The organism is Pirellulales bacterium (assembly GCA_035546535.1).
In the GTDB taxonomy this organism is placed as follows: Bacteria; Planctomycetota; Planctomycetia; order Pirellulales; family JACPPG01; genus JACPPG01.
Genome location: DASZWQ010000080.1, coordinates 1 through 12,910, shown reverse-complemented (window position 1 = coordinate 12,910; position 12,910 = coordinate 1). Strand labels below are relative to the sequence as shown.

The following is a 12,910-nucleotide window of genomic DNA, read 5'->3' as shown; positions in this document are numbered from 1 at the left end:
TGTTGCAGCCCGCCGTCGCTGGCTCGCCACACGCGACGAATGGCGCCGCCGCTGCGCAGCAGGCGCGCGTGTAAGAGAATGCATCCACAGATTGCGCACATTTCCGCAGATTCATTTACTAGCCACAGAGTTCACAGAGAGGCACAGAGGAGTAACGGATCGACAGAGTGCGCTTCGTTTCGAGTTGTCAATTCATCATTCTTCGTTTTGCATTTCTCGGCGTCCTCTGTGACCTCGGTGGCTAAGATTCTCTCGAGCTCATCCGCATATGGAACTTCGCCGTTTAGGAAAGACCGATATCCAGGTGTCGCCCGTCGCGCTCGGTTGCTGGCCGATTGCCGGCATGACCAGCCTGGGCGTTAATGATGCCGACAGCCGAGCGACGATCGCGGCCTGTCTCGATCTGGGCGTTAACTTTCTCGACACCGCCTACAACTACGGACGATCGGGCGAAAGCGAGCGGCTGATCGCCGCGGCTCTGGGCGCTAAGCGCGAGCAAATGGTTATCGCTACCAAGGGGGGCCTGCATTGGGGGCCCAACGGCGAGCGCCTGCACGACGCGCGACCCGACACACTCCGGCGTGAATGCGAGGAAAGCCTGCGCCGGCTAGGAACCGACCGCGTCGAACTGCTCTATCTGCACGCGCCCGACCCGCAGGTGCCGATCGCGGAAACCGCCGGCGGCATGGCCGAGCTACTGGCTGCCGGCAAAACGCGTTCGGTCGGCGTGTCGAACGTTTCGCTCGCCGAGCTTCAGCAGTTCGCCGCGGTCTGTCCCGTTACGGCGTGCCAGCCGAAATACAACATGCTGCAGCGCGAGATCGAGGAAGACATTGTGCCGTGGTGCGTCGCGCAGCAAGTGTCGCTCGTGGTTTATTGGCCGCTTATGAAGGGGCTCTTGGCCGGCAAGCTGCCGCGGAATCACGTCTTCGATCCGGCCGACGGCCGCGCGAAGTACCCGATGTTCCAGGGCGAAGAGTGGCAAAAAAATCAGGACCTGGTCGACGCTCTGCGCGCGATCGGCCGCGCGGCCGGCAAGTCGGTCGCCGAGGTTGTGATCACCTGGACGATCCATCGCCCCGGGATCACCGCGGCCCTGTGCGGCGCGAAACGGCCGGACCAGTTGCGCGAAAACGCCGGAGCATTGGGCTGGAAGTTGGACGACGCGCAGCTCTCGGCCATCGACCGAGCCCTAGCCATGAGGGGGCAGGCCGTTTCGCGCAATGCGGTGTAGCTCATACGCGGTGCATGGCATTCGCCCGCGCGCGAATCTAAAATCGAGCCGAGTTCGGGCTGCCTTCAACAGCTTCACGTTTCGTCGATCGCCCTGTCGCGCATCAGCTTGGGAGAATCCTATGCACGTCTGTCGCAATCAATCTCGCGGCTCTCTACGCAAGATCACGTCGCTGGTCGTTCTGGCAGCGATCACTTTTGTCGCGGCGGAGCGTCCCGCGCTGGTCGCGCATGCCGACGAACCCGAGGTCGACTACGAGACAGACGTTGTCTATGGCAAAGGGGGCGACGAGGAATTAAAGCTCGACATCGCCACGCCCAAGGGGCTCGATCATCCCGTCCCCGCCATTGTATTGATTCATGGCGGCGGTTGGCGGGCGGGCAATCGTCAGGACATGAAAGGGCTGACGAAGCAAGCTGCCGAGCACGGCTACGTAGCGGCCACGATCAGCTACCGCTTTGCGCCGAAGTATCTCTTTCCCGCGCAAGTCGAGGACGCGAAGTGCGCGGTGCGCTATCTGCGCAGCGTGGCCAGCGAGCGCCACATCGATCCCGACAAGATCGGGGCGGTCGGCATGTCGGCCGGGGCTCACCTGGCAATGATGCTCGGCACGATGGACACGAGCGACGGCCTCGAAGGCGACGGCGGGCACGCCGATCAGCCGAGCAAGGTGCAATCGGTGGTCAGCTTCGTGGGTCCTTGCAACCTGGTCGGCGAATTCCCGGAAATGTCGACCCAAATCCTGGCCGGTTTCGTGGGCGGGAGGCCCAGCGAAAAAGTCGACGTGTGCAAGCAGGCCTCGCCGATCACGTACGTCAACAAGGGGGATGCGCCGATGCTGTTGTTCTTCGGCACGCGCGATCCGCTGATTCCGACCGACCAGGCTTATCAGATGACAAGTGCCCTGACGAACGCCGGCATTCCGGCGCGCGTCGAGCTGATCGTCGGTGCCGGGCATGGCTGGGCCGGCAAGGAAATGGAGCACTCGGTCGCGGACATGTGGGAACATTTCGATCGTTCGCTTAAGGGCGCCGCCGCCAAAAAATAGCCAGGAGCTCAAGCGGTTCGTCGCCCGTGTCATCTGCGCACCATCGGGGCGCGCGACATTTCGAACAGCGCGCGCCTGTTCTGGATGCGGCCCGGCCCTGTGCGTGCCTTGCATGCGCGCCGGTTTGGTCCATAATCTGGCCGACGCTTGCGAATGGATTTGCGGCCGGCCCCTTCTCCGATCTCCTTTAGAACGGCGGGAACATTATGTCTTTATTGGTCTGGGGCTCGGTGGCGCTCGATAGTGTGGAAACACCGACCGACAAGCGCGACAACGTGCTGGGGGGGTCGGCCGTCTTTTTTTCCTACGCGGCCAGCTACTTCACCTCGGCCAAGCTGGTGGGAGACGTGGGCGAGGATTGGCCGGCGGAGCATACCCGGCTGCTCGAAGCGCGCAAGGTCGATACACGCGGCCTCAATGTCTTGAAGGGCGAAAAGACTTTTCGCTGGAGCGGCAAGTACCTGCCCAACATGAACGACCGCGAAACGCTGGAAGTGCATCTGAACGTGCTGGGGAAATTCGATCCTGTGATCCCCCAAGAGTATCGCCGCTCGCGATTTATCTTTCTTGGCAACGGCTCGCCGTTGATCCAGCTCAAAGTGCTCGAGCAGATGTCCGAGGCCGAGCTGGTGGTCGCCGATACGATGGATCTGTGGATCAACATCCAGCGCGACGAGTTGCTGGCTCTGTTCAAGCGCATCGACGGACTGGTCCTGAACGACAGCGAAGCCCGGCTACTGACGGGCGAAGAGAACCTCGTGCGCGCCGGCCATGCGGTCCGCAAGCTGGGCCCGAAATTCGTGGTCGTGAAAAAAGGAGAGCACGGGGCGATGTTCTTCGGCGAGAACGAAACCTACGTCATGCCTGCCTATCCCACGCCCGACGTCATCGACCCCACGGGCGCCGGCGACACCTTCGCGGGTGGCATGATGGGCTACCTGGCCGAACAGCAGAAATTCGACCCGCAAACGCTGAAAACCGCCCTGGCTTACGGCACGCTGGTGGCCAGCTTCACGGTCGAAGATTTCAGCCTGGAGCGCATGAAAAGGATCGAACGCGACGATTTGGAACGCCGCATGCAGGAATATCGGCGCATGCTCAGCTTCTAAACGTTCAGCTTGTAGGGATTGTTGCCACGGCCGGATTCGCGAAGCTCGTTCTGGCCGTTCGGCACTCGCCAGGCCGTGTTGGCGCGCGGGAGTAGTCGCTCAAAGCATCATGCAGCGCAGCGTGCGAACGTTCATCGCCGTCGAAGTTTCTTCCGAGGTGCAACTGCGCGCCGCGCGCCTGATCAGCAAACTGCAGGCGACCGGCGCGAATGTTCGCTGGGTCAAGCCCGACCACATGCACCTGACGCTGAAGTTCCTGGGCGACGTCGACCTGCGCGACATCCCGGAGGTTTGCGACGCGGTGGCGCGGGCTACAGCCGATGTGCCTCCGTTTTCGTTACGCCTGGCCGGGGCCGGGGCATTTCCGAATCTGTCGCACCCGCGCACCGTCTGGATTGGCGCCGACGAGGGTGCCGAAGAGATCGATGCTTTGCACAAAGCGCTCGACGAGTCGCTGGCCGCGATCGGCTTTCGCGCCGAGCAACGCCGCTTCCGCGCGCACCTGACGATCGGTCGCGTGCGCAACGCCGACCGTGGCATGGCCGAGCTCGCCCGCGTGCTGGCCGAACATGCCGATTTCGTGGCGGGGGTCATCGATGTCGATGAAGTGGTGACATTCTCTAGTGAACTTGATCGCGGCGGCCCAATTCATGAGCCGCTGGCCACCGCCGAGCTGGGTGGGCTGTAAAATGCCGTCGCCGGGGCTACTCGTGCGAAAAAGCGTTGCCGGCGTGCCGGGAACGGCCCCATAATGTCGGCCGAAAGTTGCCTATGTGCTTGGCGGAAATCCTCAAATTTCTCTCTTGAAGGGAGTAGTGTACACCGATATAGTATTCATGCGTTCACTGATTATGGCAATGGCCCTGTGCGTCGGCCCGTCGATGGCTGGGGCGCACGTGGCGTAAGCTACTACCAGAACAAGGATTGTGCGCATGGTTACCGCGGTGAAAACGAATCATCGTATGGTCAAAAAAGAAGCCCCCACGACGAAGCCCGCGCGGAACAGTGAGGCGCGTGAGAAGGACGCCGCGAAGTCGGTGCTCGACGGCAGTGCGCCATTGAAGAACGCGGTGGCGCAGATCGAAAAGCAGTTCGGCGAAGGGGCCATCATGCCCCTGGGGACCGATAAGGCCGTGCAAATTCAGGGTGTGTCGACCGGCAGCTTATCGCTGGACCTGGCCCTTGGCGGCCAGGGAATTCCTAAGGGACGCATCATCGAGATCTTCGGGCCCGAATCGAGCGGCAAGACCACGTTGGCCCTTCACGTGGTGGCCCGGGCCCAGCGGGGCGGTGGCATCGCCGCCTTTATCGATGCGGAACACGCCCTCGATCCTGGTTGGGCGAAAAAGCTCGGCGTCGAGTTGGAGACGCTCCTGGTGAGTCAGCCGGGCAGCGGCGAAGAGGCGATGCAAATCACCGAGATGCTCATCAAGTCGAACGCCGTGGACGTGATCGTGGTCGACTCGGTCGCCGCCCTGGTTCCGCAAAAAGAGCTCGAAGGCGAGATCGGCGATTCTTTCGTCGGTTTGCAAGCACGCCTCATGAGCCAGGCCATGCGCAAGCTGACGGGCGCCATCGCCAAGAGCAAGACGAGCGTGATTTTCATCAACCAGATCCGCGAGAAGATCGGCGTCATGTTCGGCAGCCCCGAGACCACTCCCGGCGGCCGGGCCTTGAAGTTCTATAGCTCCTGCCGCATCGACGTCCGCCGTATCGGCCAGCTCAAAGAGGGGGAGGATGTGGTCGGCCAGCGGGTACGGGCCAAGGTGGTCAAAAACAAGGTCGCGCCTCCGTTCCGCGTGGCAGAGTTTGATATGATGCACGCTGACGGCATCAGTTACGAAGGGGACGTGCTCGACCTGGCCATGGCCCAAAAGCTGATCGTCCGCTCGGGGGCGTGGTTCCGGTACGGCGAAATGCAGCTCGGTCAGGGACGCGAAAAGACGCGGGCTTACCTCGTCGAGAATCCGGCCCTGGTCGAGGAGCTGAAGCAAAAAATCATGGCGGCCGGCGCCCCTTTGGCGGCGGCCAGTGCGAGTGAAGGAAATAGCGACGGCGGCGAATAAACGTGAGGGCGCTCGGCGCGGACCCGGCCCCCTCAGCACCCGATAAGCTTTCGTGACACGAACGCTGCGGGTGAATGATTAGGGATCGGGTAGAGGCATGAGTCGAACGCAGCTTTATTCTGTCGGTTGCGAGAATTGCCGTACGCTACCAGCACGGCGCGGGGGAGCCAGGGCTGTCGCCTGCCTGGCTGTTGGCTGGTTACTTGTTGGTCTGTCAGCGCCGTCGAGCATTCGAGCGGAAGAGCCAAGCGGCCTGGCGGCAGCGATTGCTCTACAGGATGCCGTGGTAGCGGCCATCGCCCGCAGCGAGAAATCGGTCGTCAGCATTGCCCGCGTCGCCGACAAGGGGAACGGGCTGGCCGACGTTCAGCCGAATTTCTTCAACGGGCGGCAAGGGCTCGCCCAGCAAGGGCCGCACGATCCGGAGTTCGTCCCCACGGCGTTCGCCACGGGCGTGATCATCGGCAAGGGGTTGGTACTCACGAACCATCATGCGCTCGCGCTGGAGGAGAAGAGCGACTACTACGTGACAACGGTCTCGCGCAAGGTTTACCGTGCCACGGTGAAGGGAGCCTCTCCGTATAGCGATCTGGCCGTGCTGGAAGTCATCGAGCCAGTAACGGATAACGAGTTCGTGCCGATGACGTTCGGTGACAGTACGAAACTGCAGAAAGGGCAAATCGTCATCGCGCTGGGCAACCCGTACGCGATCGCTCGCGATGGGCAGGCGAGCGCCAGTTGGGGAATCGTCGCGAACCTGCAACGCAAAAGTCCGCCCGTGGCAGGCGATAACGGCGCCCCCAGCCGGCCGACGCTGCAGCACTTTGGATCGCTGATCCAAACCGATGCCAAGCTGAACCTCGGGACCAGCGGCGGGGCGCTTTTGAATCTGCAGGGGGAAATGGTCGGGCTCACTACCAGCCTGGCTGCGGTCGCCGGTTATGAGCAAGCCGCCGGTTACGCCATTCCGGTCGACGACGCTTTCCGCGAAACGGTCGACAAGCTCAAGGCCGGCGAGGAACGTACGCACGGCCTGCTGGGGATCACATTTCGCCGCGACGAGGGGCGGCCCGGCAACGGCGTGCGCGTCGACATGATCTATGCCGCCGGCCCAGCGCGGCAAGCGGATATCCGTCCGAACGACGTCATCAAGGCGGTGAACGAACACTGGATCCGCGACGGCGACGACTTGATGTTGAACATCGGCCAGTTACCCGCGGGCAGCCCGGCGCGCATCACGGTCGAGCGTGGCGGCCGCCTTTTCCATCGGCAGGTGCCGCTGGCCAAGTTCCCCGTGCAAGGCAAAGTGATCGTCACCAAGCCGTCGCCTTCTTGGCGCGGTTTGACGGTCGATTACGCGACCGCCATGCTCGAATACCAGTCGCGCGTGAACTCGGGCGAAGCTCCGGCCGATCCCTGCGTGATCGTCCGCGACGTTGTCGAGGGGAGTCCCGCGTGGGAAGCGGGCTTGCGCCGTTCGATGCTCATCAGCCACGTTGGCGGAGTGCGCGTGGAAACGCCCGACGAATTCCAGAAGGCGATCGCGGAGAAAGACGGTGATGTCATGTTGCGTCTGGCCGCCGCTCCCGGAAAGAGCGATATGGTGACCGTGCACCCGCAGCCGTAGGGCAAACTCATTTTGCCCGTCGACTTATCCGGCCACGCGCTAGCTTCGTGAACCACGGCCGCCGTGTCCCGGTCTTGCTGACAGGGCTTACGGAAACCGGGTGATTTCAGCGGCGCTTCTCCGCCGCGAAGCGGCTCTTTCTTGGCACCGTTTCGCGGGCGACGCCGCGCGGCTCCGCTGGTTGCTTTTCTCGGGTCCGGCTATGATGGCCGGTTTCTGGCACTTCCCGCGGCACTGAGCGCGAAACAGCGATGAAGACGGACGAATTACGCGAAAAATATCTGACCTTTTTCGAGTCGAAGGGGTGCGTGCGCCGCCCCAGCGACGTCCTGGTCCCCGTCTGGGACCCGTCGGTCTTGTTCACGCCGGCCGGCATGAACCAGTTCAAGGATCATTTTCTCGGCAAGTGCAAGCTCGAGTTCACCCGCGCCACGACCTGCCAGAAATGCCTGCGCACCGGCGATATCGATAACGTCGGCCGCACCGCCTACCACCACACGTTTTTCGAGATGCTGGGCAATTTCAGCTTCGGCGATTATTTCAAGCGCGAAGCGATCCAGTGGGCCTGGGAGTTTCTCACCAGCAAGAAATGGCTCGCGCTGCCGCCCGCACAACTGAGCGTCTCGGTCTACGTCGACGATGACGAGGCCGCGAACATCTGGGCCAACGAGATCAAGCTGCCGACGAACAAGATCGATCGCTTCGGCGAAGACGACAATTTCTGGCCTGCCGGAGCGCCCAGCCAGGGGCCTGACGGCGTCTGCGGGCCGTGCAGCGAGATATTCTTTCACTCCGATTCCGGTTCGGTCGAGATCTGGAACCTGGTTTTCACACAGTTCAATCGCGTTGGCAATCCGCCCGACAATTTGCGGCCGCTGCCGAGCAAGAACATCGATACCGGCATGGGGCTCGAGCGGGCCGCGGCGGTCATGCAAGGGGTCGAGACGAACTACCACATCGACATTTTGCGCCCCCTGGTCGAAGCGGCCGGCGAAGTGTGCGGCATCAAGTACGACCCCACGAGCGAGCACGGGCGCCGGCTGCGGCGCATTGCCGATCACATCCGCGCCTGTACGTTCGCGATTCACGAAAACGTGTATCCCGGTCCCAACAAGGAGAAGTACGTCGTCAAGCGGCTTCTGCGCCGGGCGGTGCTCGACGGCCATCAGATCGGATTGCACGCGCCGTTCCTGCACTTGCTGGTACCGAAAGTGGTCGAGCTAATGCGCGGGCCGTACCCCGAATTGGCCGAGACTGCCACGCGCGTCGCGCAAGTGATCTCGAAGGAGGAGGGGAACTTCTTCTCGACCATCGACGGCGGCCTGGACCGCATTGATCGCATCTTCCGCGACATGGGTAAGAGCGGCCGGGTGATGGTCTCGGGCGAAGAAGCGGCCGACATGTACACCACGCACGGTTTTCCGCCTGAACTGTTCGAAACACTCGCCGCCGAGCGAAACTTCACGTTCGATTGGGCCGGTTATCGCGCGGCGATGGAGCGGCACGGCGTCGAGTCGGGGGGCGGCCAGAAGGTCGAGCTTTTTCAGTCGAGCCCGTTGGATGCGCTCAAGAAGGCGATGCACGGTACGGAGTTCCTGGGCTACGAGACCCTGGAATCGCAGGCCCGCGTGGTGGGCTTGATTGCGCAGGACAAACTGTGCGATCAGATCAACGAAGTTGGGCACGCGCAACCAGTCGTTGTCGTGCTCGACAAGAGCCCGTTCTACGGCGAGAGCGGCGGTCAGGTCGGCGACACCGGCAACCTGGTGGCCGAAGGCGTGCGCTTCGAGGTAACGAACACGCTCCGCGAGGGCGGGTTCATCCTGCACGTCGGCCACCTGCGCTCCGGCATCCTGCGGCAGGGCGCCACGGTGACGGCGCGCGTGGATGCCGAGCGTCGCGCCGGCATTATCCGGGCCCATTCCGCCACGCACATGCTGCATTACGCTCTGCGCACGCACCTGGGCGCGCATGCCCAGCAGCAGGGCTCGAAAGTCGATCGCGATTGGCTGCGTTTTGATTTCCCCAACCCGCGACCGCTGTCGCACGAAGAGCTGCGCAAGATCGAAGCCGAAGTGAACGCCCGCGTGACCTCGGCCGTGCCCGTGCAATGGACGACCATGCCGATCGCCGACGCCCGCAAGCTGGGGGCGATGATGCTCTTTGGCGAGAAGTACCCCGACGTGGTGCGCGTGGTGTCGATGGGGGACTTCAGCAAGGAACTGTGCGGCGGCACGCACCTGAGCAACACGGGACAAGCCGGTCTGTTCAAGATCGTCGGCGAAGAGAGCGTGGCAGCCGGGACGCGCCGGATCACGGCCCTCACCGGCCCGGCGGCCTTGCAAAAGGTGCAGGATGAAGAGGCGCTGTTGGCCGAGGTGGCGGCGACTTTGAAGGTTCCGGTCAGCGAAGTGCCGGCTCGCGTGGCGGCCCTGGCCAAAGAAGTGCGCGAGTTGAAAAAGCAGCCGGCCCGCGGCCCGTCGGGCGAGGAATTTTCGGCCGAAAAGCTGTTGGCCACGGCCGAGGATGTTTCTGGAACGAAGGTCATCGTGGCCGAGGTGCCCGGCGGCACACGCCCTGTCTTGCGGCAATTGATCGATCAATTGCGGCGCAAGGGAACGCCTACGGCCGTATTCCTGGCCAGCGTCGAGCAGGACAAAGTCGTGCTGGCCGCGGGTGTAAGCCGGGACCTGGAGCAAAAGAAGGTGCACGCGGGCCAGTGGGTCAAAGCGGCGGCCGAGGTCGTCGGCGGCTCAGGCGGCGGCCGTCCCGACATGGCCGAGGCGGGCGGCAAGGATCCCGCGAAATTACCCGCGGCGCTTGATCGAGCCCGCCAGGCGATCCATGATCAACTCGCGGCGCACGTGGGGTAGCACGGTCGGCAGTTGATCTAGAGCACGAACAGCGAGCGGATATGGCCATTCGAACCATTTTTCTCTCGGCCGCGGTGCTCTTCCTGATCGCGGGCATGTGCGCGCCGCTTCTTGAGTTGTTGGGCGTGGACCCGCTGACGGTGCTCTGGACGGCGCGGTTTTGCGGCTACACGTTCCTGGGCCTGGTTGGGGCCTACTATTTCGATTACCGTCGCGAGCGGAGCGGGACGCCGCTGCAATTCAGTCTCGCCATGCTGTTCGGCGTAACGGCGCTCGCCGCACTGTTGGCTTGGGCGTCGCCTGGCGGAACGCCTGCCCTGGTCGCGGCCATCATTATCGAAGGGCTGCTCGTCTATTGGCGCTGCTGGGTGCGGCGGACAGAGCCGTTTAGCTACCTGGGCTTTGCAGTCCTCGCCTTGCTCGTGTTGCACCTGGGCTTTTGCCTGATGCTGGCGGGGTTCTGGGCAACGGGGTTAGTTTAAAACCTGCGAGTTTGGCCCAGCGGCGACCGATTGACAGCCCTGGAATCGCCCCCTAAAGTGAGTCGTTTCCGCGAGTTTGAGCAGGCTTGGCTGGTGCCGAGCGGCCTCGTTTTTGTCGCCCGGTACCGAGGAATCTCACGATCATGGCCGTACCAAAACGCCGTCAATCGAATTCGAAGACCCGCAGCCGTCGGGCCCATGACTTCAAGACCCCGCCGCAATTGCACTACTGTCCGCAGTGCAGCACCGCCCTGCCCTCGCACGTGGTTTGCCCGAATTGCGGCTACTACATGGGTCGCGTCATGGTCGAGCCGGCGGAATAGCACCCGTCTTCGCTCGTACCCGCCCGGCGCCCTGCCGTCCAACAAGTGGGTCCTTTTTGAACATCGATGCGGGAGTGCGCTCGATGTCTGCCCGTTTCCTACCTTGCGCCCTCAGCATCCTGGTCTTGCGCCGTGGCCACGGATTGCTAAACTAAGCGCTCGTCAGGTTCTCGCGCAGCGGCCCAGCGTGCTGTTGCGCTCACACACAAGGAATGCCGCCGGTGTCGAAGATCGCCTTTCTGTTTCCCGGGCAGGGCGCGCAGAGCGTCGGAATGGGCGCGGCCTTGGCCGAGAAGCTGCCTGCCGTGCGCGAGCTGTACGACCGCGCGAATGCGGTCCTGGGCTTCGACCTGGCCAAGCTCTGCTTCGAAGGGCCGGCCGAGGAGCTTGATTCGACCGTCATCAGTCAGCCGGCGCTCTTCGTCACCAGCCTGGCCGCCGTCGAAGCCCTGCGGGCGGAGTCGCCCGATGTGGTGCTGTCGTGCGAGGCGGCGGCCGGCCTGAGCCTGGGTGAATACACCGCGCTGACGTTTGCCGGCGTATTGGATTTCGAAGATGGATTGCGGCTCGTGCAATTGCGCGGCGCGGCCATGCAGGATGCCGCCGACGCTGCTCCCAGTGGCATGGTCAGCATCCTCGGCATGGAACGCGTACAGGTGCAATCGGTCGTCGATCAGGCCCGTGGCGGCGACGTATTGGAAATCGCCAATTTGCTTTGTCCCGGGAATATCGTGATCTCGGGCAGCAATGCCGCCTGCGAGCGCGCTGCCGAGCTGGCCGAAAAATCGGGCGCCATGAAGGCCGTTCCCCTGGCCGTGGCCGGCGCGTTTCACACCAAGATCATGGAACCGGCCGTGGCGCGGCTCTCGGCGGGCCTGGCCAAGGTAAAGATGCACGACCCAAAGATCCCCGTCGTCTCGAATGTCGATGCCGCGGCGCACGCGAACCCCGAAGAGATTCGCGCCCTGTTGGTCAAGCAGGTCGTGAATCCGGTGCGCTGGGAGGATTCGTTGCGCCATCTGATCGACCAGGGCGTCGACCAGTTTTATGAGGTCGGGCCCGGACGCGTGTTGCGCGGCTTGCTGCGGCGCATCGATCGCAAGATTGCCTGTCAAAGTGTGATGGATTAGCGCGGCCTTGTGCCGGCTACGAACATAAAGGAGTGTGCTGTGGCGGACACCTTCGACGCGAAACTGTCGGTCGACCTGCGCGGCCAGACGGCGATTGTCACCGGAGCCTCTCAGGGTTTGGGCCGCGCGATCGCCGTGGGTTTGGCGCGCGCGGGTGCCCGCGTGGCGTGCATCGCGCGCAATGCTGACAAGCTGCGCAGTACGGTGGACGAAATCGCCTCAGCCGGCGGCACGGCCGAAGCTTTCTCCTGCGACGTGACTCAGTCCGAGAGCGTGCAAAAGACGGTCGACGCTGTGCTCGAAAAATGGGAGAAGCTGCAGATTCTCGTCAACAATGCCGGCATCACGCGCGACACGCTCATCCCACGCATGCAGGACGACCAGTGGGACGACGTGATCAACACCAACCTGCGCGGCGCCTTTCTGTTCACCCGGGCCGTCACGCGGCCGATGATGCAGGGACGCTATGGCCGGATCGTAAACATCGCCAGCGTGTCGGGCTTGATGGGCAACCCAGGGCAGGCCAATTATTCGGCCTCGAAAGCAGGCTTGATCGGCATGACGCGTTCGGTGGCCCGCGAGTTGGCGACCCGCAAGGTGACAGTAAATGCCATCGCGCCGGGCTTTATCGAGACGGAAATGACGGACAAACTGGGCGAGAAGGTCCTGGAGGAGGTCGTCAATCGAGTACCGGTGCGACGGCTGGGAACGCCAGACGAGGTTGTCGGCAGTGTGTTGTTTCTGGTAAGCAACGCGGCTTCGTACATTACGGGACACGTGTTGACGATCGACGGCGGTTTAACGGCGTGATGAGCGTGCGAACGATCCCGACCATAGCGGCAACCGTTTGATCGCAAAGTCCGTGGGACGCGTCGCTTCGGTCTAGCAGCCTGTTGAAAAAAGCCCTCGTGGCTTTTTTCAACCTCGCCAAGTGCGAAGCAAAGCTTCGCACGGCTCGCAAAATAACGACTTACGTCGATATTTTGCCATCGCATCCCTGCGATGTCGCAGCCCGTTG

At 62.9% G+C, this 12,910-nt stretch carries 11 protein-coding genes; all 11 read left to right on the top strand.

Annotated features, from left to right (window positions below):
* Positions 1–268 precede the first annotated feature (268 nt).
* Complete coding sequence (locus tag VHD36_10540) at positions 269–1,234, top strand: aldo/keto reductase (GenBank protein HVU87749.1); 966 nt, start codon at positions 269–271, stop codon at positions 1,232–1,234.
* 121 nt (positions 1,235–1,355) lie between these two features.
* Positions 1,356–2,282 carry an alpha/beta hydrolase gene (locus tag VHD36_10535; GenBank protein HVU87748.1) on the top strand — a complete coding sequence of 309 codons (927 nt, stop codon included), beginning with the start codon at positions 1,356–1,358 and terminating at the stop codon, positions 2,280–2,282.
* 206 nt (positions 2,283–2,488) lie between these two features.
* Positions 2,489–3,391 (top strand): PfkB family carbohydrate kinase, encoded by a 903-nt coding sequence (locus tag VHD36_10530; protein ID HVU87747.1) that lies wholly within the window; start codon positions 2,489–2,491, stop codon positions 3,389–3,391.
* A gap of 121 nt (positions 3,392–3,512) precedes the next feature.
* Positions 3,513–4,079, top strand: coding sequence for an RNA 2',3'-cyclic phosphodiesterase (gene thpR, locus VHD36_10525; protein ID HVU87746.1), 567 nt, complete (start codon positions 3,513–3,515; stop codon positions 4,077–4,079).
* A 244-nt stretch (positions 4,080–4,323) separates the two neighbouring features.
* Complete coding sequence (gene recA, locus VHD36_10520) at positions 4,324–5,457, top strand: recombinase RecA (GenBank protein HVU87745.1); 1,134 nt, start codon at positions 4,324–4,326, stop codon at positions 5,455–5,457.
* Between the two features lie 97 nt (positions 5,458–5,554).
* Positions 5,555–7,084, top strand: a complete 1,530-nt coding sequence (locus VHD36_10515) for a trypsin-like peptidase domain-containing protein (GenBank protein HVU87744.1) — start codon at positions 5,555–5,557, stop codon at positions 7,082–7,084.
* A gap of 251 nt (positions 7,085–7,335) precedes the next feature.
* Positions 7,336–9,957 carry an alanine--tRNA ligase gene (alaS, locus tag VHD36_10510; GenBank protein HVU87743.1) on the top strand — a complete coding sequence of 874 codons (2,622 nt, stop codon included), beginning with the start codon at positions 7,336–7,338 and terminating at the stop codon, positions 9,955–9,957.
* A 41-nt stretch (positions 9,958–9,998) separates the two neighbouring features.
* Positions 9,999–10,439: a hypothetical protein gene (locus VHD36_10505; GenBank protein ID HVU87742.1), complete on the top strand. Its 441-nt coding sequence runs from the start codon at positions 9,999–10,001 to the stop codon at positions 10,437–10,439.
* A gap of 143 nt (positions 10,440–10,582) precedes the next feature.
* The gene (gene rpmF / locus VHD36_10500) at positions 10,583–10,762 is read left to right on the top strand and encodes a 50S ribosomal protein L32 (protein HVU87741.1); all 180 of its coding nucleotides are present in this window, start codon (positions 10,583–10,585) and stop codon (positions 10,760–10,762) included.
* Between the two features lie 212 nt (positions 10,763–10,974).
* Positions 10,975–11,892 carry an ACP S-malonyltransferase gene (gene fabD, locus VHD36_10495; GenBank protein ID HVU87740.1) on the top strand — a complete coding sequence of 306 codons (918 nt, stop codon included), beginning with the start codon at positions 10,975–10,977 and terminating at the stop codon, positions 11,890–11,892.
* A 39-nt stretch (positions 11,893–11,931) separates the two neighbouring features.
* Positions 11,932–12,702, top strand: a complete 771-nt coding sequence (gene fabG, locus VHD36_10490) for a 3-oxoacyl-[acyl-carrier-protein] reductase (protein ID HVU87739.1) — start codon at positions 11,932–11,934, stop codon at positions 12,700–12,702.
* The last annotated feature ends 208 nt before the right edge of the window (positions 12,703–12,910 follow it).

Excerpts from the sequence above, each read along its gene's own strand:
- alaS (HVU87743.1), top strand. The coding sequence starts at position 7,336 with ATGAAGACGGACGAATTACGCGAAAAATATCTGACCTTTTTCGAGTCG.
- VHD36_10505 (HVU87742.1), top strand. The coding sequence starts at position 9,999 with ATGGCCATTCGAACCATTTTTCTCTCGGCCGCGGTGCTCTTCCTGATC.
- recA (HVU87745.1), top strand. The coding sequence starts at position 4,324 with ATGGTTACCGCGGTGAAAACGAATCATCGTATGGTCAAAAAAGAAGCC.
- rpmF (HVU87741.1), top strand. The coding sequence starts at position 10,583 with ATGGCCGTACCAAAACGCCGTCAATCGAATTCGAAGACCCGCAGCCGT.
- fabD (HVU87740.1), top strand. The coding sequence starts at position 10,975 with ATGCCGCCGGTGTCGAAGATCGCCTTTCTGTTTCCCGGGCAGGGCGCG.
- VHD36_10540 (HVU87749.1), top strand. The coding sequence starts at position 269 with ATGGAACTTCGCCGTTTAGGAAAGACCGATATCCAGGTGTCGCCCGTC.
- VHD36_10535 (HVU87748.1), top strand. The coding sequence starts at position 1,356 with ATGCACGTCTGTCGCAATCAATCTCGCGGCTCTCTACGCAAGATCACG.
- VHD36_10530 (HVU87747.1), top strand. The coding sequence starts at position 2,489 with ATGTCTTTATTGGTCTGGGGCTCGGTGGCGCTCGATAGTGTGGAAACA.
- VHD36_10515 (HVU87744.1), top strand. The coding sequence starts at position 5,555 with ATGAGTCGAACGCAGCTTTATTCTGTCGGTTGCGAGAATTGCCGTACG.